15 protein-coding genes are annotated in these 20,431 nt (G+C 61.1%); 4 read left to right on the forward strand and 11 right to left on the reverse strand.

The features are described 5' to 3' along the window. Positions 1 to 19: 19 nt before the first annotated feature. From GOQ28_RS17240 to purL, 3 genes are all read right to left on the reverse strand, one after another. A complete protein-coding gene (locus tag GOQ28_RS17240) occupies positions 20 to 1,486 on the reverse strand; it encodes a M20 family metallopeptidase (protein ID WP_160357323.1) in 1,467 nt (488 codons plus the stop codon). A gap of 142 nt (positions 1,487 to 1,628) precedes the next feature. After that, positions 1,629 to 1,826: a YqaE/Pmp3 family membrane protein gene (locus GOQ28_RS17245; protein WP_160357324.1), complete on the reverse strand. Its 198-nt coding sequence runs from the start codon at positions 1,824 to 1,826 to the stop codon at positions 1,629 to 1,631. A gap of 183 nt (positions 1,827 to 2,009) precedes the next feature. Continuing rightward, complete coding sequence (purL, locus tag GOQ28_RS17250; RefSeq protein WP_160357325.1) at positions 2,010 to 6,059, reverse strand: phosphoribosylformylglycinamidine synthase; 4,050 nt, start codon at positions 6,057 to 6,059, stop codon at positions 2,010 to 2,012. A 414-nt stretch (positions 6,060 to 6,473) separates the two neighbouring features. On the opposite strand from purL, the gene GOQ28_RS17255 reads away from it, so the two are divergent. The 3 genes from GOQ28_RS17255 to GOQ28_RS17265 all read left to right on the forward strand — a co-directional run bounded on the left by GOQ28_RS17255 (position 6,474) and on the right by GOQ28_RS17265 (position 9,399). Then, complete coding sequence (locus tag GOQ28_RS17255) at positions 6,474 to 7,013, forward strand: TRAP transporter small permease (RefSeq protein WP_160357326.1); 540 nt, start codon at positions 6,474 to 6,476, stop codon at positions 7,011 to 7,013. Beyond that, entirely contained in the window at positions 7,010 to 8,308 is a 1,299-nt protein-coding gene (locus GOQ28_RS17260) for a TRAP transporter large permease (protein WP_160357327.1), read from the forward strand. Before GOQ28_RS17255 ends, GOQ28_RS17260 begins: the two co-directional genes overlap by 4 nt. A 62-nt stretch (positions 8,309 to 8,370) precedes the next feature. Next, positions 8,371 to 9,399 carry a DctP family TRAP transporter solute-binding subunit gene (locus tag GOQ28_RS17265; RefSeq protein ID WP_160357328.1) on the forward strand — a complete coding sequence of 343 codons (1,029 nt, stop codon included), beginning with the start codon at positions 8,371 to 8,373 and terminating at the stop codon, positions 9,397 to 9,399. 98 nt (positions 9,400 to 9,497) lie between these two features. Here the strand turns inward: GOQ28_RS17265 and GOQ28_RS17270 are convergent, their stop codons facing one another. Continuing rightward, positions 9,498 to 10,508, reverse strand: coding sequence for a Bug family tripartite tricarboxylate transporter substrate binding protein (locus tag GOQ28_RS17270; protein ID WP_160349580.1), 1,011 nt, complete (start codon positions 10,506 to 10,508; stop codon positions 9,498 to 9,500). Positions 10,509 to 10,554: 46 nt separating this feature from the next. Then, positions 10,555 to 11,631, reverse strand: a complete 1,077-nt coding sequence (locus tag GOQ28_RS17275; RefSeq protein WP_160349581.1) for a TauD/TfdA family dioxygenase — start codon at positions 11,629 to 11,631, stop codon at positions 10,555 to 10,557. A 118-nt stretch (positions 11,632 to 11,749) separates the two neighbouring features. Here GOQ28_RS17275 and GOQ28_RS17280 point away from each other — a divergent pair, with 118 nt between their 5' ends. Next, complete coding sequence (locus GOQ28_RS17280) at positions 11,750 to 12,715, forward strand: LysR family transcriptional regulator (protein ID WP_160357329.1); 966 nt, start codon at positions 11,750 to 11,752, stop codon at positions 12,713 to 12,715. Between the two features lie 22 nt (positions 12,716 to 12,737). Here the strand turns inward: GOQ28_RS17280 and greB are convergent, their stop codons facing one another. The 6 genes from greB to GOQ28_RS17310 form a co-directional block, all read right to left on the reverse strand. Beyond that, complete coding sequence (greB, locus tag GOQ28_RS17285; protein ID WP_160349583.1) at positions 12,738 to 13,289, reverse strand: transcription elongation factor GreB; 552 nt, start codon at positions 13,287 to 13,289, stop codon at positions 12,738 to 12,740. Positions 13,290 to 13,296: 7 nt separating this feature from the next. After that, a complete protein-coding gene (locus tag GOQ28_RS17290) occupies positions 13,297 to 14,142 on the reverse strand; it encodes a 3',5'-nucleoside bisphosphate phosphatase (protein WP_160357330.1) in 846 nt (281 codons plus the stop codon). Between the two features lie 97 nt (positions 14,143 to 14,239). Continuing rightward, a complete protein-coding gene (locus tag GOQ28_RS17295; protein WP_160357331.1) occupies positions 14,240 to 15,958 on the reverse strand; it encodes an NAD+ synthase in 1,719 nt (572 codons plus the stop codon). A 123-nt stretch (positions 15,959 to 16,081) separates the two neighbouring features. After that, positions 16,082 to 17,023 carry an alpha/beta fold hydrolase gene (locus GOQ28_RS17300; RefSeq protein WP_160357332.1) on the reverse strand — a complete coding sequence of 314 codons (942 nt, stop codon included), beginning with the start codon at positions 17,021 to 17,023 and terminating at the stop codon, positions 16,082 to 16,084. 30 nt (positions 17,024 to 17,053) lie between these two features. Next, positions 17,054 to 19,564 carry a DNA internalization-related competence protein ComEC/Rec2 gene (locus GOQ28_RS17305; RefSeq protein ID WP_236844399.1) on the reverse strand — a complete coding sequence of 837 codons (2,511 nt, stop codon included), beginning with the start codon at positions 19,562 to 19,564 and terminating at the stop codon, positions 17,054 to 17,056. A gap of 112 nt (positions 19,565 to 19,676) precedes the next feature. Beyond that, positions 19,677 to 20,342, reverse strand: coding sequence for an FCD domain-containing protein (locus GOQ28_RS17310; RefSeq protein WP_160349587.1), 666 nt, complete (start codon positions 20,340 to 20,342; stop codon positions 19,677 to 19,679). Positions 20,343 to 20,431: the final 89 nt, after the last annotated feature.

Raw genomic sequence — 20,431 nt, forward strand, 5'->3', positions numbered from 1 at the left:
ATCTACTCGATCAAAAAGATTAAACCGGCATTTGCGCCATGATTTGCGCAACGGAAGCGGTCAGACGTTTGCCGTAAGGCACGTGCAGGAATTCATTGGGGCCGTGCGCGTTCGATCGTGGACCCAGCACGCCACACACCATGAATTGTGCTTTGGGGAAACCCTCTTGCAACAGGCTCATCAAGGGAATCGTGCCGCCCTGGCCGATATATCCGCAAGGCGCATCGTAGTACTGACGCGATGCCGCATCGAGCGCGTGGGTCAGCCAGGCCTCGGAAGCCGGGGCGTTCCAACCGGTCGCGCTGTGGTCGGCGCTGAAGATGACCTTGGCGTTGTAAGGAGAGTCCGCTTCCAGCAAGTGTTTGATCTCGTCCGACGCGGCGGCGGCATCGACCAGCGGCGGCAGGCGCAGCGACAGCTTGAACGAGGTACGCGGGCGCAAGACATTGCCCGCGCTGGTCAAGGGCGGCAGGCCTTCGGCGCCGGTCACCGAGAGCGTGGGGCGCCATGTACGGTTGAGCAAGGCTTCTTCGGGCTCGGTGGTCATCGGCAGCACAAAACTGCCGTCCGCGCCACAGCTCCAGGGGAAACGCCGCCACACTTCATCGCCCAAGATGCGCGCAGCTTCGACGACTTGTTCGCGGCGTTCTGCGGGAATCTCGCAGTGCAGGCTCTGCGGCAACAAACGGCCGGTGGAACTGTCCTCAAGCCGATCCAGCAAATGACGCAGAATGCGGAAGCTCGACGGCACCACCCCGCTGGAATCGCCCGAGTGCACGCCCTCGTCGAGCACCTGCACCTCCAGCGTGCCCGCGACCATGCCACGCAGCGAGGTCGTCATCCACAGCTGATCGTAGTTACCCGCGCCGGAGTCCAGACACACCACCAACGCGACATTGCCTAGGCGGTCACGCAGTGCATCGACGTAGGGCAGCAGGTCATAGCTGCCTGATTCCTCGCAGGTTTCCACGATGCCCACGCATCGCGGACGCGGGATGCCCTGTGCGTCCAGCGCCATGATCGCCGTGATCGACGCGTAAATCGCATAGCCGTCATCGGCGCCGCCACGGCCATACAGCTTGCCGTCTTCGTATTTCGGCGTCCACGGACCTAGATCGGACCGCCAGCCGGAGAACTCCGGTTGTTTATCCAGATGCCCATACAACAACACCGTGTCGCCATTATCCGCACGCGTGGCCGGCGCATCGAAGAAAATCACCGGCGTGCGACCCGGCAGGCGCACCACCTCGAGTTTCAACCCATGGATTTTCTTGGACTCGACCCACTGCGCGGCATCGCGCACGACGCGCTCGATGTACGCATTCTTTTCCCAGTCGGGATCAAACGCCGGGCTCTTGGCCGGGACGGCAATGTAATCGGTCAACGCCGGGACGATTTCGTCGTCCCATTGGCGATCGACAAACGCCTGCAAGGCGTCGGGGTCTAAGGTCGGCGGCAGAGCGTCGTCGGGGATGCGTGCATTCATGGCGCAGATCCTGTACGAAAGAGAGCAAACCCCATTTTATGCCTTTCGTGCGCGACAGTTGCGCATGGGGCGCCGACTGTGCACCGCAAGCGAGCGATTTTGCCCGGACGCACCGCCGGGCATCCGGGCCGATACAGTGGCTTTATCGAGATTTGGGGCCTAGCGCTTTCTCGATCTTTTTGTCCACGTGGTATTGGTTGAGGGCATACACCGACCATATGGCCGCGGGTACCCAGCCAATCAGTGTCAATTGCAAAATCAGGCAGATGATGCCCGCGATGGGACGGCCGATGGTGAAAAACTGCAACCAAGGGAGCAACAGGGCCAAAATCAAACGCATATTCGAGAGTTCTCACAAAGAGTGTGTTGCGGGCATTCTAACGCGCTGATACCGATGCCAAAGGGACAATTCTGGCCCATGTACGACGGGCGTCGTTGCGGCTCATCCAGCGGCATTGAACCACCGGCTGATATAAAGAAGCCTGGCCAAAGCCAGGCTTCTTTAAACGCCCGTCAATCGGACTTAACCGACCCAGACCCGCGCATTACGGAACATACGCATCCAGGGTGTAAACGCACCGCCGCTATCGGCCTCGCCCCACTGCTTGGGCGCCCAAGACATCATCACATTTCGCGTGACACGCTCGGGGTGCGGCATGATGACCGTAAAGCGGCCATCGGCCGTGGTCACCGAGGTCTGGCCGCCCGGGCTGCCGTTCGGGTTGAACGGATAGGCCTCGGTAGGATTGCCACGGTGGTCAATGAAGCGCGCGGCCACCAGCACCTGGCTGGCGTCGCCTTGCTTACTGTAGTCGGCATAGCCTTCGCCGTGCGCCACGGCAACCGGTACGCGCGTGCCTTCCATGCCTTTGAAAAAGATCGAGGGCGACGCGGTCAGTTCGACCAGCGACAGACGGGCTTCGTATTTTTCCGACTGGTTGCGCGTGAAGCGCGGCCAGTACTCGGCGCCCGGAATCATGGGCGCGAGAGCCGCCATCATCTGGCAGCCATTGCACACGCCCAGCGCGAACGTATCCTGACGGGCAAAGTACTCGGCAAACTGATCCGACAGACGGCTGTTGAACCGGATCGTACGCGCCCAGCCCTCGCCCGCGCCCAACACGTCGCCGTAGCTAAAGCCGCCCACGGCGACCAGGCCTTGCATGGTGCTGAGGTCGATGCGACCGGACAGCAAATCCGTCATATGCACGTCGATGGCGTCAAAGCCTGCCGTATCGAACGCCCAGGCCATTTCCACCTGGCTGTTGCAACCCTGCTCGCGCAGGATGGCGACACGCGGACGCTTGCCGGTGGCGATAAACGGCGCGGCGATGTCTTCTTGCGGATCGAACGCGACGCGCGGCGACAAGCCGGGATCTTGTGTGTCGTTCCAGATGTCCAGCTCGGCTTGCGCGCAGGCGGGGTTATCGCGGCGCGACATGATGCGATAGCTGACTTCGCTCCAGGCGCGGCCCAGATCGGCGCGCGGTTGGCTCCAGATCTTTTTGCCATCGCGATAGAACTCGATGGTATCGGAGTCGTTCAAGCCACCAATCACATGCGAATGGGCGGACAACCCGGCGCCACGCAGCACCTGCATGACGGCATCACGCTCGGAGGCAGGGACTTGAATGACAGCGCCGGCTTCTTCGCAGAACAGCGCCTTCAGTGTCAGCTCGTCGCGTTGTACCGCGACCTGTTCCGGACGGATCTTGTAGTCGCCCCAGTCGGCCGAATTGGCGTCGAAGGTGAGCATATCCAGGTTGACCGAAATACCGGTGCGGCCAGCAAACGCCATTTCGCACAGCGTGGCGAACAGACCGCCATCGGAACGATCGTGATAGGCGAGCAGCACGCCGGCTTCGGCCAGCGTACGGATCGTCACGAAGAACGCACGCAGATCCTGCGGCGAGTCGATATCGGGCACGTTTTCGCCGACTTGATTGAACGCCTGAGCCAGGATGGACCCGCCCATGCGATGCCGGCCACGACCCAGATCGATCACGATCAACACACTGTCGCCCGCCTCGGCGCGCAGTTGCGGCGTGAGGCTGTTGCGCACATCGCCCACCGGCGAGAACGCGGTGACGATCAGCGACACTGGCGCGACGACCTGGCGATTTTCGCCGTCCTGGTTCCAGGTGGTCTTCATCGACAGCGAATCCTTACCGACCGGGATCGACAGACCCGTGGCCTGGCACAGTTCGCTGACAGCAGAAACGGTGTCATAGAGCGCGGCGTCCTGGCCCTCGACGCCGCAAGCGGCCATCCAGTTAGCGGACAGCTTGATGTCTTCCAGACGCGCCACATCGGCGGCCGCGAGGTTAGTCAGCGCTTCGGCCACGGCCATACGACCCGAGGCCGGTGCATTCAGCACGGCCAGCGGCGTGCGTTCGCCCATGGCCATGGCTTCGCCACGGAATCCCTCGTAATCCGCCAACGTCACCGCGCAATCGGCGACGGGGACTTGCCACGGGCCGACCATTTGATCGCGGCTGGACAGGCCACCCACGGTACGATCGCCGATGGTGATGAGAAACGATTTATTGGCCACGGTCGGGTGGCGCAACACGCGGTAGGCGGCCTCGGTCAGATCGATGCCGACGAGATCCAGCGGCTCGGACACGCCGGGCAGACGCTTGACATCGCGCGTCATGCGGGGCGGTTTGCCGAGGATCACATCGATGGGCACATCGACCGGGCGGGCGTTCGCTTCGGAAGCCTGAATCAATTCGTCCAAACCGGGCAGGCCCTCGCCATCGACCACGCGCAGTTGGCGCTCTTCGGTAGCGACGCCGACAACGGCATAGGGGCAACGTTCGCGGCGGGCAATGGCATCGAAACGGGCCAGGTCCTGGGGCAGAATCGACAGAACATAGCGTTCCTGCGACTCGTTGCTCCAGATCTCGGCAGGCGATAAGCCGGATTCTTCTACCGGGACGCGTTTCAGATCGAACACGGCGCCACGACCGGCATCGTTGACGAGCTCGGGGAAGGCATTCGACAAGCCACCCGCGCCCACGTCGTGAATCGCCAGGATGGGGTTGTTATTGCCTTGCTGCCAGCAGCGGTCGATGACTTCTTGTGCGCGGCGCTCGATTTCCGGGTTGCCACGTTGCACGGAGTCGAAATCCAGCTCGGCGGAGTTGCTGCCCATGCTGATACTGGAAGCCGCGCCGCCGCCCATGCCGATACGGAAGCCGGGGCCGCCCAACTGAATCAGCAAGGCACCGGGAGGGATGATTTCTTTCTTGGTCAGCTCGGCGTCGATGCTGCCCAGACCACCCGCGATCATGATGGGCTTGTGATAGCCCCAGCGCGTATCGCCAGCGGTTTGCTCGTAGGTACGGAAGTAACCCAGCAGGTTCGGACGACCGTATTCGTTATTGAAGGCCGCGCCGCCGATGGGGCCATCGATCATGATGGACAGGGGCGAGGCGATACGGTCGGGCAAGCCGTGATGGTCGGCTTCCCACGGTTGAATCGCGTCGGGAAAGCGCAGATGCGACACGGTAAAGCCGGTCAGGCCGGCCTTGGGCTTGGAACCCCGGCCGGTCGCGCCTTCGTCGCGGATCTCGCCGCCCGCGCCCGTCGAGGCACCCGGGAAAGGCGCGATCGCGGTCGGGTGGTTGTGCGTTTCGACCTTCATCAAGGTGTGCACGAGCGCGTCGCGGCGCACGTAGCGCGCGGCTTCGCTGCCCTGGCCATCATCGGACGGCACGCCAGCCTGGAATCGCTGCGCGGGGCCGCCTTCCATCACGGCGGCGTTATCCGAATAGGCGATGACCGTGCCTTGCGGCTGGGCCTTGTGCGTGGCGCGGATCATGCCGAACAGGGTTTCGGACTGCGGCTGGCCGTCGATGACCCATTGCGCGTTAAAGATCTTGTGGCGGCAGTGTTCGCTATTAGCCTGGGCGAACATCATCAGTTCGACATCGGTCGGATCACGGCCCAGGGTGGTGAAGGACTGCGCAAGGTAGTCGATTTCGTCTTCCGACAGCGCCAGACCCAGCGTAGTGTTGGCTTCGACCAGCGCATCGCGTCCCTGGGCTTGCACCGCGACGGTACGCATCGGCTTGCCCGCCAGCGGCTGGAACAGCGCCTGGCTGTCAAAATCGGCGCCCACCACGGTCTCGGTCATGCGGTCATGCAGGCAGTCGGCCGCGCGCGCCAGCATGGCGTCATCGATGGACTTCGTGCCGAGCAGGCCTTTTTCCGGGACCAGGAAATAGCGGATGCCGCGCTCGATGCGCCGCACGGCATCCAGGCCGCAGTTGTGCGCGATGTCGGTGGCCTTACTGGCCCACGGCGAAATCGTGCCCAGGCGCGGAATCACCAGCAGCGACAGGCTCTTGGCCGGCGGCTCGATCGCGTCGGCCGTGCCGTAGTCGAGCAGTTGGGTCAGCTGTTGCTGTTGTGCGGCATCGAGCGCCGCCTCCGTGCTGACAAAATGCTCGTAGCGAGCGGAAATATCCGCGACGGGCAGGCCCGCCTCTCGCAGCTGTGCCAGGAGACGCTCACGGCGGAAGGCGGAAAGGACAGATGAACCGGGCAAATGCTGGACGAGAGACACGATGCGGGCGCCGTTTGGAGAAGTGAATAGAAGCAAAAGCAGCATTTTACCTTTTCAGGGGTTTTCCCGAAGCGGCGGAGCAAAAAGAAGCTGCAATTGAGCCGCTGCCTCCGTTACAAATTCGTGGGATCGTTACCCTGCCCCCGTTTTTTGCGGCGCAAAAAGGCGGTGGCGCTGGCGCGATTCACCTGAATCCTGCCTGCACTCACGGGCGGCATGACGGCGAAATTGCCGCCCCGCAGCATAGGCGCCCGCCCTTCACCCACGGGAAAACACGCACTACCTTGCACCATTCATGCAGGTAGGATGCTGCAAGTTCGCATCGCAAGGGTGGACTGGATGGCGTTGGCTGCCTCCCATAAGGAAAGGTCAACGCTGTTTGTCCGCGTTTTATGTCCAGGCTGTTCGCTATCCATGTCCCGTCCTGACGTTCCCGTTAACCCGCCGTCTTCCCCTGAGCCCATCATCGCCGTCGAACCCGACCCGCCAGTGAAAGTGCCGCTGGCCATCGAGGACGGCCTCGCCGTGGGCGTGCTGGCCACTCTGGCTTTGATCACGCTGGGCAACGTGCTGGTGCGTTACTTCACCGACCAGTCGTTCGCCTGGACTGAAGAGATCTCGGTATTTCTCTTGATTGTGCTGACCATGGCCGGTGCGAGCAGTGCCTTTGTCAGGAACCACCACATTCGTATCGAAGCCTTCGCCGATGGCGGGACACCCGCGCGCAAACGGGGTTTGGCTATCGCCTCGCACACGATCGTTCTGCTGTTTTTCATACTGCTCACCGTGCTGTCCGCCCGTCTGGTGTGGGATGAATACCGTTACGAAGACACCTCCCCCGCCATCGGGGTGCCAACGTGGTGGTATTCAATCTGGCTGCCCGCCATGTCCGCGGCAATCACGTTGCGTACGTTGGGCATCCTGCGCCGTCTGCTGCGAGGCGCTGTGCAATGATCGCTGCGCTGCTGTTTGTCGTTTTCGCTATCTTGATGATTATCGGCGTGCCGGTGGGCGTGGCATTGGGAATCGCGGGCACGCTGGCGATCGCGCTGTCGAATCTGGACGTGGCCTGGTTCGGTCTGCTGGCCGTGCCTCAGAATTTTTATGCGGGGCTGGCGAAATACCCGCTCTTGGCGATTCCGATGTTTGTGCTGGTCGGCTCGATATTCGATCGATCGGGCGTGGCGCGGCGGCTGGTGGATTTAGCCATCGCCATCGTGGGCCGGGGATCGGGCATGCTGCCGCTGATCGCGATCGCGGTGGCGATGTTTTTGGGTGGGATTTCCGGTTCGGGTCCAGCGTGCGCGGCTGCCGTGGGCGCGGTCATGATCGCCGCCATGTCGCGTGCCGGTTACCCGGCGTCGTTTTCGGCCTCGGTCGTCGCGGCGGGCGCGGCCACGGATATTCTGATCCCACCGTCCATCGCCTTTATTGTTTATTCCGTTCTGGTGCCCGGCGCGTCCGTCCCCGCCCTGTTTGCCGCCGGCATGGTGCCGGGGCTACTGGCGGGGATCGCGCTGATCGTGCCCGCGGTGTGGCTTTCGCGTAAGTACAAACTTGGCATTCATGAATCCCATCTGCCTCGCCCGCCTTTCTGGGCGAGCCTGCGCGAGGCGGTGTGGGGGCTGGCCGCGCCGGTGCTGATTCTGGGCGGCATGCGGCTGGGCTGGTTCACGCCCACCGAGGCCGCCGTGGTGGCCGTGTTCTACGGGCTGTTTGTCGGCATGTTTATTCATCGCACGATACGCGTGCGGGATCTTTATACGATCCTGCGCGAGGCGGCGGAACTGTCGGCCGTCATCATGATGGTGGTGGCGTTGGCGGGTGTATTCGCGTGGGCATTGTCGACGCTGAGCATCATCGACCCGATCACGCATGCCATCGTCAACTCTGGCTTAGGCGAATGGGGTGTGATGTCCTTATTGGTGCTGCTCCTGATGGTCATGGGCATGTTCCTCGATGGCATCTCGATATTCCTGATTTTTGTGCCGCTTCTGATGCCGATAGCCGATGCGTATGGCTGGAACCCGGTATGGTTCGGTGTCATCCTCACGCTGATGGTCGCACTGGGTCAGTTCACGCCGCCCTTGGCAGTGAACCTGATGGTGTCCTGCCGCATTGCGCGCGTGCCTATGGAGTCCACCACGCGGTGGGTGCTATGGCTGCTTGCGGCCATGTTCGTGGTGTTGGTAGCGGTGATCGTGTTTCCGCAGCTCGCGTTATGGCTGCCGCATCAATTGGGGTACTAGCCAGGAGGCGCAGTTGGCGTTCCAATAACGCACAGATTAGACAAACATAAGGAGACAAACCGATGAAACTACACAAACTGTTTTGCGCCGCTCTTGTTGCGGCAACGGCGTTTGCCTTAGCGCCAGCACAGGCGCGCGAGTACAAGCCCGAGTACAAGCTTTCCATCGTCGTCGGCACCACATTCCCTTGGGGCCAGGGCGCGGTGATCTGGTCGGATCTGGTTCGCGAGCGTACCAACGGCCGCATCAATATCAAAGTCTACCCAGGCACCTCGCTGGTCCAGGGCGATCAAACCCGCGAATTCACCGCGATCCGGCAAGGCGTCATCGACATGGCCGTCGGTTCGACCATTAATTGGTCCCCGCAGGTAAAACAGCTGAACCTGTTCTCCCTGCCCTTCTTGATGCCCGATTACGCAGCCATTGACGCATTGGTGCAAGGCGAAGTCGGCAAAGAACTATTCAAGGTCATCGAGAAAGCCGGCGTCGTGCCGCTGGCCTGGGGGGAAAACGGCTATCGCCAGCTCAGCAATTCGCGCCGGGTGATTTCCAAACCCGAGGACATGAAAGGCATGAAGCTGCGCGTGGTCGGCTCGCCGCTTTACATCGACACGTTCACCGCCCTGGGCGCCAACCCAACGCAAATGAGCTGGGCCGATGCGCAGCCGGCGCTGGCCAGCGGCGCGGTCGATGGTCAGGAGAATCCCCTATCGATTTATACCGGTGCAAAGCTATACGATGTGGCCCAGAAATACCTGACGCTCTGGAACTATGTCGCCGACCCACTGGTATTCGTGGTCAATCGCGAGGTCTGGGAGTCCTGGTCGGAAGAAGATCGCAAAATCGTGCGCGAAGCCGCACTGGAAGCCGCAAAAAAGGAAATCGCTATCGCCCGTAAAGGGGTAACGCCGGAAGATCCCTCCTTGCTCAAGGAGATCGAGAGCCATGGCGTCACCATCACCACGCTTAACGAAGATCAACACAAGGCGTTTGTCGAGGCCACCAAACCCGTCTACGAAAAATGGAAGCCTCGCGTGGGCAACGAACTGGTCGACCTGGCCGAGAAATCGATCGCGGCACGCAACAAATAAGCAGTAACCCAAGGGGATCGGCGGTCACACCGCCTGGGGAGGCAAGTACGCAAGTGTTTGCATCCGGCACGGACGCCACGAGGCGTCCGTGTTTTTTTTCAGCCTTCAAGCTTGATGTTGCCGGCCTGAATGATGTCACGCCACTTGGCGATCTCTGCAGCGATGAGCCGCGAGAAATCCTCGCCGCCCGTCGACACGTTTTCAGAGCCAAACGAAGCAATGACGGAACGCACAGACGGCACGCTCGCCGCTTGCATGGTCGCCTCGGTCAAGCGCTTGGTGATCTGCGGATCGATGTTGGCGGGCGCCAACAGACCATACCATCCCCGCGCCTCGAAGCCATCCACGCCCGATTCGGCCACCGTGGGCACATCCGGTAGCTGCACGGTCCGGCGCGCGCTCGAGACGGCCAGCGCCTTCATCTTTCCACTTTGCAGATGCGGCTGCACAAGCGCGAGATTTTCGAACGAATACAACACCTCGCCGCCAATCACCGCGACCACCGCGGGCGCCCCACCTTTGTACGCAACATGCGTGGCATGACCACCGGTTCGCTGCTTTAACAATTCGCCGGCCAGGTGCTGCGGTGTGCCTGTTCCCGCCGAACCATAAAAGGGCGGATTCTTGGCGTCTTGCATCCGGCTCATCAGCTGATCAAACGAATTGATGCCCGATTGGCTGCCGGTGACCAACACCAGCGGCGTCGCGGCGATCAGCGAGATCGGGGTGAAATCACGGGTGGAGTCGTAAGTCAGATTTTTCTGCAGCGAGACATTGATTGCCAAAGGGCCGCTCGCGCCTAACAGCAGCGTATAGGGATCGCCCGAGGCCCGCGCCACGAACGCGGTACCGATATTGCCGCCTGCGCCGGGCTTGTCCTCCACAATAATGGGTTGCCCCAGCGTTTTACTGATTTCCGCCCCGACCAACCGCGCCAGAATATCCACGATCCCGCCTGGCGGGTATGGGTTGATGATGCGCAGTGGCTGGCTCGGCCAATTTGTCGCGGCGGCACTCGCCTCCGCTGCCCACGCTCGCATAGAGTGTGTTGCGCCGAGCGCACCCGCCATGGCGGTCGCGACACCGCCTAGAAATTCACGTCTTTTCATATATTTGTCCCCCTCCAACCGGCCAACATCATGCCCTCGATCCGGCTCAAGCCGGTTGCAAGGCAAAAGTCAGCGTCGTGCCTTTCACAATAATGCCGCCGCGCTCACCCGGCGTCAGCGAGCCATAGCGCGCCGCGAACGACGGCGGCAAGGCACGCGCTTCCTTAGGCGCTAACCATAGGCGCAGCAAATGACGTTTGCGCTCCGGCTCGGGCCAATCTTCGAAATCGGTGCGCGAGTGCAGGATTTGATGGTTATGCAGGAACTGTATGTCGCCGGGCAGGAACTCCATTTGCAGACAGAACTGCGGATCGTTGGCCAGCTCGTCGAGCATGGCGAGCGCCTCGATCTCCCGCTCGGTCAGACGACGCGCCTGTGGGAAGTTTTTCTGTGCACTGCGGATGTATTGGCCCACATAGATAGTGGTGAGCTGTCCGTCGAACCAGTTGAACACCGGCACATCGAACCAGGGTTTTTGCCCGTCGGGGACTTCGCCGCGACGATCCGTGGGAAACGCATGGAACAGCTCCGCCGCGAGGTCGGGCCGGCGTTCCATCATGGCGTTGTAGATCGAATAGGAACTGACGATACGACTCTCGCCGCCAGACTTGGAAGTTTTCAAACACATCAGACCGACGATGTCGCACGAGTCGGTGTGATATTCCAGCTGCCGGTTCGTCTGATAGTAACGAGTCGCCGGCTGATTGATGTCGGCACCCGTATCACGAACATGGCCCAGCAAATGCCCGGCTGCATTTTGCGAGCGGAAACTGCCGAACCAAGAACCAATCCCGAGGTACGCGATCGCCGCCTGCTCGGTCGTATAGCGCTCAACCGGAAAGCCGCGTAGCAACACAAACCCCCGGCCGTTGAGCACCTCTTGCAGCATATCCTTCAGACGCGGTCCGAGCGTGGGTAGCAGAAAGGTCTCTGGCGAAATATCAGCGAAGGTTCGGCCGGAGGTGAGGTGGTGCCGGATGGCGGCATCGATCTCCTCGATTTCGGTGGGCGTCAGGACTTCAATCCATCGGGTGTCCCGCGCCATTTCCGCACCCAGCCAAGCACCGGGGCTGGTCAGGCGCGCGGGCGGCAGATCTTCCTGCACGTTGGCAAGCTGTTGCATCGTGGTCTCCTTCACTCAAGCATCTTGTGGCATTGCTAAAACGTGGCTATAAGTCTACTGAGCGACCCGGATCGCTCCAAACGAATAATATTTATTAACTTATCGCTTCATTCAATAGATGAGTTCCGCCAACATCACGCTCAAGCAGTTGCGCGCCTTCACCGCCGTTGCCCGCGAAGGCAGCTTCACACGCGCCTCTGAAATGCTGCACGTGACACAGTCCACGCTCACCACATCGATCAAGATTCTGGAGAGCGAGATCGGTGTGCGTCTCTTTGATCGTTCGACGCGCGCGGTGCTGTTGACGGCTCAGGGCACGCAGTTCTTGCCAGCGGCCGAGCGCATGCTGCGTGATCTGACCGAGTCGCTCGAAGAACTGCGCCTGACGGTCACGCGACAGCGCGGCTCGGCCGTGGTCGCGGCGGCGGCTTCGTTCATCAACTATGTGATGTCACCCGCAGTGATGGAGATGGCCTCGCGGTATCCGGGCATCAGCGTACGGATGCGCGAGGAAACCACGGAAGGCGTCTGTCGGCTCGTACTAGGGGGTGATGCGGATTTTGGCGTAACGACGCTGTTCCAGACCGTACCCGAGCTCGACAGCACACTGATACTGACGGACGACTATGGCGCGGTCTATCACAGCGGCCACGCACTCGCTCAGGAAGACTCGCCCATGCCCTGGAGTCGTCTGGCCTCGCACACCATGGTGGCCCTGCATCCCTCTAACGGGATACGGGCGCTGGTCGATCTACATCCTCGCATCGCCACGCGGTATAAGAAACCCGCTTATGAAGTGGGATCGATGTCCACGCTTTTGCCATTGCTGCAACGCGGACTGGGTTACGCCGCCCTACCAGCGCTGGCTGCGGCGCCGCTAGTGACAGCGGGCTTGAAATTCAAGCCCCTACGTCAACCGGTATTGCGCAGGAACCTGTACATAGTGAAAAAACGCGGCCGAGCCCTGTCGCCTTCGGCCTATGCAATGCTCGAAGCCATGACACGCGCGGTCCAGCGTATCGATGTACACGCCCAAGTTGATGTGGCGTTTAACGAAGCCAGGATGCGGGAATTCGCGGGATAGCGGTGCTGCTTGGACCAAAGCGCTAGTCTGGGTAGCGAACCTCGAGAATATCGAGTTCCTGCACACCGCCAGGCGTGCGCAACACGACTGTGTCGCCCTCGCGCGCTTTGATCAACGCGCGCGCAACGGGCGAAATCCAGCTGATCTTGCCCGCCAGCGGCTCGGCTTCGTCCACGCCGACGATGGTGACGGTTTGCTCCTCGCCGTTCTGATCGGCGTAGGTCACCGTAGCGCCAAAGAAAACTTGATCACGATTAGGCTGGGCGGCGGGATCGACAACCTCGGCAATGTCCAGGCGTTTCGTGAGGAATCGCATGCGCCGGTCGATTTCGCGCAGGCGTTTTTTCCCATAAAGATAGTCGCCGTTTTCTGAACGATCGCCGTTGGAGGCCGCCCAGGATACGACTTGCACAACAGAAGGACGCTCGACGTTCATCAGATGCGCCAACTCATCGCGCAAACGGGCATAGCCCTCGGGCGTCATATAGTTGCGTGTACCCGTGGGCAGCGCCTGCGCTTCGGGCAATTCCTCGTCGTCGTCGCGATCCGACTCTTTAACAAAAGCCTTGTTCATTCGTCGCCTAGAACCAATCGTGCCACACGGGCTTTAAGTCATCGGGCAAGGGTGGCAAGGCACCAAGATCCGCCTTGCTCTCCGTTGGACTATGGAAGTCGGATCCACGCGAGGCCAGAAACCCATAACGCCGTGCCACGCCGGCATAGTGGCGCGCTTCATCCGGGGTGTGGCTACCGGTCACGACCTCGATGCCTTCCCCGCCTAGTTGAATGAATTCATCGAATAACGCCTGAAACTGCAGGATGGAGTATTTATATCGTCCCGGATGCGCGATCACCGCGCGACCGCCCGCGCCTCGGATCCAGCCTACCGCATCAGAGAGCGTCGCCCATTGCATCGGCACATGCCCCGGGCAGTCGTCGCCGAGGAATTTGTTGAATACGGTTTGCACGTCGGGACAATAGCCGGCCTGAACCAGATAGCGCGCGAAATGGGTGCGACTGACAAGCTCCGGGTTTCCAGCCAGCGGAATTGCGCCTTCGTAGGCGCCGGGCATGCCCATTTCCGCCAGTCGATCACCCATCCGGCGGGCGCGTTCGGCGCGCCCCGCGCGCGTGCGCCGCAAGCCGTTGACCAACGTGGCGTTGCTGGCATCGAACCCCAGGCCGACGATGTGCACGGTGTGACCGCTCCAGGTCACGGAAATCTCGCTGCCCGTGACGAACCGCATGCCGAGCTCCTGCGCGGTGGCTTGCGCCTCGGCCAGACCGCCCACTTCGTCATGATCGGTCAACGCCCACACATCCACCCCGTTCGCGTGTGCGCGCCGCGCCACTTCCGCTGGCGGCAGAATGCCGTCAGACACCGTGGAATGGCAATGCAGGTCGATATTCAAGGCGGTAGGATCCATAGCGGGTATTGTACGGCTGCAAACCAGGCCCACAAGCGCTAAGCGACGGGCCGCCATAAAACACAGCCGTGCCTCGCACCCATGTGAGCCTGCCGCATCAATACTGACGCGCCACGATAAATACGCGCCTACCCGCCTCGGGCGCGGCGCGCATTCTGATAATTGGCGGCGACTGCCGCCGTTTGTATTCGCTGCGCGCGATGAGCTGCTCAACTTTCTGCAATGTGGCTCGGCCGTTCTCCGTCAGCTGTAAATCGTCAACCGTGCCTTGAGCCGCCTCGCGCTCCTCGGGTGCGAGGAACGCGCCTTCGACGCGCACTTTCAGAATGTCATCCAACACCTCGTATGGCGGTAAAGCGTCGGAATCTTTCTGCCCCGGCGCCAGCTCAGCCGATGGCGGCTTGTCGATGATGGCGTTCGGTATCAGCTCGCGCCCCGCCGTATCGTTGATATGCCGCGACAACGCAAAAACCTCGGTCTTGTATAGATCGCCGATCAAACCCAAACCACCATTGGTGTCGCCATAAAGGGTGCAATACCCCACCGACGCCTCGGACTTGTTACCCGTGGTCAATAGCAAGGGCCCATACTGGTTCGAATACGTCATCAACAACGTGCCGCGCACCCGGGCTTGCAGGTTTTCCAAAGCCAGACCACTGGGCGCCTCCTGCACGTCGCTCTGCTCCATCGAGGAGGAAAACTGCGAGACGATGTCGCGGATCGGGACCTGATATAGCGTCACACCGAGATTGCCGCACAGCGTCACCGAATCCGACACACTGCCTTCGCTGGAATAAACGGAGGGCATCGTAATGGCGACGACGTTTTCCGCGCCCAGCGCCTCGGCGGCCAAAGCGATCGTGAGTGCCGAATCAATGCCGCCGGACGAACCAACCAGGGCCTTTTTAAATCCACAGCGGCGTGCATAATCGCGCAGGCCCACGACAGCCTGACGTCGGTAGAACTCCATCAATGGCAAGCCTTCGGGGTCTATCGGCGCGAGCGCCTCGCCTTGCCCGTCAACAAACCGCGGCGGATCCAGTTCGAACCGCAAGGTCGGCGCATCTGGCTCGAACCGTTTGGCTTCGAATACCACGGTGCCTTCTGCATCGACCGCAAACGACCCGCCATCGAACACAATATGATCCTGCCCGCCGACCTGCGCCACGCAGACCATGGACAGGTGATAGCGCGTGCAGACCTCGGCAATACGCTGGTGACGGTTGCGACGCGCGCCTTTGCTACTTGGGCTTGCCTGCAGCGACACAACCAGATCCGGCGAGGCATCAGCCAGTCGTCGCAGCGGCGCTGTCGGGCAATCCGAGCCCCCGTCGCACCACGCGTCCGCGCCAATCAGAAAACCCACGGTGGCATCGCGAATACGCAGTACTTTCACGCTTTCGCCGCCTGCGCTGAAGTGCCGATGCTCATCAAAGACGCCATCACCAGACAGCGACTGCTTGCTCTGAGTCAAGACGACCACCCCGTTGAGCAAGACCTGCACACCGTTATAAAACGATCCGCTCGCGCCACCCTCCTTGCGCAAAGGCTGGCCGACTACCCAGTAAACATCGGGAGTTTTCCGGCTGGCTTCGCACAAAAGCGCACGCGCGTCGTTCAAACGCTCGGCGAACAAGGGATCGGCCAACAGGTCGCCCGGCGTATACCCGGTGAGTGCCAGCTCCGGAAACACCACCATGTCCACGCCCTCAGCCTGCGCTTCGGCGGCGACGGCTGACATCAAGGCAACATTGCCTTCCATGTCGCCGATGGTGGGATTGATCTGACCAAGCTTGATTGAAAGGGGGTTTCGCATAGTGAACCTTCGAAGCATTCAAATAGGCGTTGCCCGAAGTGGGTCGTTACTATGACCACCGCTCCTGGCGCGATGCGCGAACCCCAGCATCTATCGTTCCCATCACCCAGGACCCGGGCGGGATCATGGGTGAGTCGGCTCACGCTCCAATAAAAACCCCACGACGGGATCGAGCTGCGCCGCATCCATCAGAGTGGGCGCATGTCCGACGAGCGGGACAGTCACAAGACGCGCCCGAGGATTTCGCCGCAGCATTTCCGACGCGGTAGCCGTCGACAGCAAGTCCGAAGCTTCACCGCGTACGATCAGCACCGGACAATCCAGCGAGTCGTAGGCATTCCATAACATCTGCTCGCCCGTGGAATAGACTTCCGCAGCCTGGGCGGCCAGCGGCAAGGCGAGATTCAGATCGTAGTGCTTGACCCATTTCCCATCGCGCTCTACGTAGGTTCGGCGGGTAAAGCGTTCCCACTGTTCATCTGTCATGGGACCGAACGGCGCCGCTGTCTGGCGCACCGACCGGATAGCCTCGTCCAACGAATTGAATTCCCCCGTTTGACCGACATACTGACCGATACGACCGAGCGCCAGGGGGTCCAATCTAGGCCCGACATCATTGAGCACCATGCTATCGAAACGGATCTGCGCATCAGGTGGCAAGCCCCCCACGCGAGGCTGCATGACCGAGCTCATGCGCGCCCAGTTCGCCACGCCAGCCAAGGACAAACCTATGAGTCCGCCCATCGAGGTACCCACCCACGACAGAGACGCTGGCCGCAGTCGCGCGATCAATGTCACCATATCCGCGACATATTGCGGCACGCTGTACAAAGTGGGCGTCGTCAGCCAATCCGAGCGGCCACGCCCGACCACATCCGGACACACCACTCGGAATTCACCGGCCAAACGCTGCGCGAGCTCATCGAAATCCCGCCCGTGCCGCGTCAAACCATGCACGCAGATGAGCACGCGATCATTGTCGGGGTCTCCCCATTCGGTATAGGCCATGCGATGCAGCCCGGCAGGACTGGCGCACGTGACGTAATCGAATCGCGGCGTGAACATGCGTGCTCCTGGGTGACAGAAACAGGCATCTTATCGCAAGGCCGGGGCGGCGACAGCAGGTGTTTCCCGATGCCAATAACGGCGCGCGGACTGAGCATATGACTGCACGTCCAGGCCACCCGCATAAGATTGCACGATCATGGCGCCATGATGATCGGTACGCCAAAACTGCGCGCCCGCCTCGGTCCAACGTGTTTGTACCGCGGGCGTGGGATGGTTAAACCGATTCATGTACCCCGCTTGAGCAATGACATGCTGTGCTTGCACCGTGCGCACCAACGCGGCGCTCGATGAAGTCTTCGACCCATGATGCGGAGCAAGGACGATATGAACTTGTGGCAAGGCGGCGATCAGACGGCGTTCCTGCGCAACGCCGATATCTCCGGGTAGCAGTGCGGTATGCGCTCTACCCTGGATGAGCAGTACACAACTACTCGCGTTACCCGGTTCATCGCTAGCCTGCCCCGACGCCGGATGCAGGAAGCGAAACTGCACATCATCGGCTGTCCACGTCAAACCTGCATAGCAGCGATCCATCGAATTAGGCAACCGTTCTTCGCTCGTCAGCGCGGCGTTGCTGTCGTTGCGACCTCGTTTACGCAGGAATTTCGACAGATCGAAGGAGGTATACGCACGATCGACCGGCATCGCCGCGAGCACACTGGCCGAACCGCCCGAATGATCCATGTCGGCATGCGAAACGATCAGGCCATCAATGTGTCGATGGCCTCTGGCACGTAGATACGGGACCACCACGCGCTCACCGGCATCCGTGCCTTGACGCGAGCTCGGGCCAGTATCAAAGAGCCAAACCTGTGTCGCCGTCTCCACCACAATAGCGCCTCCCTGCCCCACATCCAACGCCGTCAACGTCCAATAACCCGGCGCTGGACGGTCGGGCTTAGACAAGAGCATGGGCAGCATCAGCAGCCATCCCGCCCATCGCAATGGCAGACCCGCCGGCTGCACCGCCCAAACGACACCGCAAACCGCCAGGACCACCCACGGCAATGGCGCCGCTGCCACGTCCAGCACCGCCCATGAAGCATCGCTCATCCAGCGTACCGGGCCCATCATCGCCTCGAACACGGCATGCCCCATGACGCCGGTGACTTCGGCCAACCAATGCAATCCTGGCACGGCGCTCAACATCGCGCATGCCAAGGCGAGCGGCGTCACCACGAAGCTGACAATCGGTATCGCATACACGTTAACCAACGGCGAGACGATCGATACCTGATTCATCAGGAAAGCAAGCAAGGGAACCAAGCCTAATGTGATCGCCATCTGCACCATACCGAACTCACGAAGCATGGCTCGCAAACGCGTGCGCCAACCGTCGGTTTTCAGCGACCCGCTTTGCTCCACGGACACGGCCAGACGAAGCAAGATCGCCACCGCGCCAAACGATAACCAAAACCCTGGCGCGAGAGGCGCCCAAGGATCCATCAATGCAATCGACGCCCCGGCCACCGCCAGGATTCGCGAGGGCGACAAAGGCAGGCGTGCCATCGCCGCCAAAGCCACGACGGCCAGCATGAAGAAAGTCCGCCTTGCCGGCACGCCCCATCCTGCCAACAGGCAATAAAGCAATGCCACCCATAACGCGATGGCCGCGCCCACTACTTGTGCCGGCAAATACTCGGCCAGCCTTACTCCGCGCCAGCTTGCTCGCCGCCAAAACACCATCGCCAACACGCTTCCCATTGCCGCGATTAAGGTGACATGCATGCCGCTGATCGACACCAGATGCGTAATGCCACTGCGATTGAATATTTGCCAATCGCCTCGCGCCACAGCCGCCTGATCACCCAACGCCAACGCAATCATCACGGGCGCATATCGACGCTCGCCCAAGGCGCGGCGCATGCCCTCGCGCAGCCAATGACGAATCCGCTCTATCAATATGCCGGCGCTATGGAATGGTTCGTCCGCCAACAGTACCGGGACGCCTCGCACAGTCGCTGTTGCCAGGATGCCCGAGGCGAACATGCGCCCTTCCGCGTCGAAGCCATAAGGGTTACGCAGCCCGTGCGGTTGACGAAGCACCAATGCCATACGCCACAGCTGGCCAGGCTTCAGTTGAGTCGCGGGCTTATCGCCCACGACATCCCAGCTCACGGAGATACGCGCGGGTATGCCGTCGGGTCGAGGTTCGCTCACATCAGCCGCGAATCGGTAATGCCCTTCGTCGCCCTGGGGTAGATCCGCGATACGCACGACCAGACGGCTTACCACATCGTGATGGGTCCAGGCGAGCCGGTCGCCCATGCGGATTTGCGCGCGCCAGATCGCTGTGCCTAAGCCGAGGCCTAACCCTAAAACGACTGCCACCAGGCTGAGAGCGACCGTTCTTAAACAACGTCCTCGTCGTTTCGAACCTGCGGGTAAGGAAAATGGATTTGAGATCCGCGACGCCGCGTACAGGAGGGGGATTGCCGCCGCCAGTGCCGACACACCGGCGCCAATCCAACGCGAAGCCGGCAACGCGGAGAGACATTGCGCTGCAGCGGCGCCCGCGACAACGCCCAGCAGAAACAAGCGACCAATAATGGTTGACTCCCCAAATGGTCAAGCATAGGAGTCCCCCCTCGTCCCTCGGAAGAGCAAGTGAACGAAAATATCCATGCGGATATTTCCCTAGGGCTTGAGATCAATCGCCCCGCATTTCGGGAAACAACGCGATGAAATCCAACAATTTCTCGCCCAAGAGATTGACATGCTCCGTCATCATCCGGTCCGCCAGATCTTCGTCACCGTCGACGATAGCCTGCAGCACTGCCGCGTGCTCTGTGAGCGAGTCAACGCGCCGGCGTCGGCGCTGCGTGACCAGTTTGCGATACGGCGCGACGCGATTACGCAGGCCCCGCGTCTGTTCGGCCAGGAACTCGTTCTGGCTGGCTTCGTAGATGACTTCATGGAAATCGCGATTGATCTCGTAAAACAGATCCACATCGTCACCGTCCGCAATCGCCTCCAGACGCGCATGGGCATCGCGCATTCGGGCAATCTGCGCGCCGGTCGCGCGGCGAGCCGCCAGCCGCGCGCACAGTCCTTCTAGTTCCGCCATGACCTGGAACATCTCGATCAGCTTGCGCGCCGACAGCGCCGACACCTCGGCGGGCTGGCGCGCCCGGACGGTGATAAGCGAAGCCGCAGCCAGCTGGCGGAACGCCTCTCGCACAGGGGTTCGCGAGCACTTGAAGCGCGCGGCGATTTCTTCCTCTTCGAGGCGAGTGCCCGGGGCGAGTACGCCTGACAAGATTTCTTGTTCGAGTGTCTGCTGAATGGTCTCGGCGTACGTTGCGGCTTCTTGCACTGAGCGGACTCCATGATCGAGAGGCGTGATTCTAACGCTAAGCGCGCAAACTCCGGTTATTTGTATACGTTTCAACCAGTTTATGTATA

The organism is Bordetella sp. 02P26C-1 (genome assembly GCF_009763255.1).
Taxonomy (GTDB): domain Bacteria; phylum Pseudomonadota; class Gammaproteobacteria; order Burkholderiales; family Burkholderiaceae_B; genus Bordetella_A.

Bases quoted from the DNA above. Each gene is read 5' to 3' on its own strand.
- greB (WP_160349583.1), bottom strand. From the start codon at position 13,289: ATGAACAAGGCTTTTGTTAAAGAGTCGGATCGCGACGACGACGAGGAA.
- GOQ28_RS17270 (WP_160349580.1), bottom strand. From the start codon at position 10,508: ATGAAAAGACGTGAATTTCTAGGCGGTGTCGCGACCGCCATGGCGGGT.
- GOQ28_RS17265 (WP_160357328.1), top strand. From the start codon at position 8,371: ATGAAACTACACAAACTGTTTTGCGCCGCTCTTGTTGCGGCAACGGCG.
- GOQ28_RS17245 (WP_160357324.1), bottom strand. From the start codon at position 1,826: ATGCGTTTGATTTTGGCCCTGTTGCTCCCTTGGTTGCAGTTTTTCACC.
- GOQ28_RS17280 (WP_160357329.1), top strand. From the start codon at position 11,750: ATGAGTTCCGCCAACATCACGCTCAAGCAGTTGCGCGCCTTCACCGCC.
- GOQ28_RS17255 (WP_160357326.1), top strand. From the start codon at position 6,474: ATGTCCCGTCCTGACGTTCCCGTTAACCCGCCGTCTTCCCCTGAGCCC.
- GOQ28_RS17300 (WP_160357332.1), bottom strand. From the start codon at position 17,023: ATGTTCACGCCGCGATTCGATTACGTCACGTGCGCCAGTCCTGCCGGG.
- GOQ28_RS17260 (WP_160357327.1), top strand. From the start codon at position 7,010: ATGATCGCTGCGCTGCTGTTTGTCGTTTTCGCTATCTTGATGATTATC.
- GOQ28_RS17295 (WP_160357331.1), bottom strand. From the start codon at position 15,958: ATGCGAAACCCCCTTTCAATCAAGCTTGGTCAGATCAATCCCACCATC.
- GOQ28_RS17290 (WP_160357330.1), bottom strand. From the start codon at position 14,142: ATGGATCCTACCGCCTTGAATATCGACCTGCATTGCCATTCCACGGTG.
- GOQ28_RS17275 (WP_160349581.1), bottom strand. From the start codon at position 11,631: ATGCAACAGCTTGCCAACGTGCAGGAAGATCTGCCGCCCGCGCGCCTG.
- GOQ28_RS17240 (WP_160357323.1), bottom strand. From the start codon at position 1,486: ATGAATGCACGCATCCCCGACGACGCTCTGCCGCCGACCTTAGACCCC.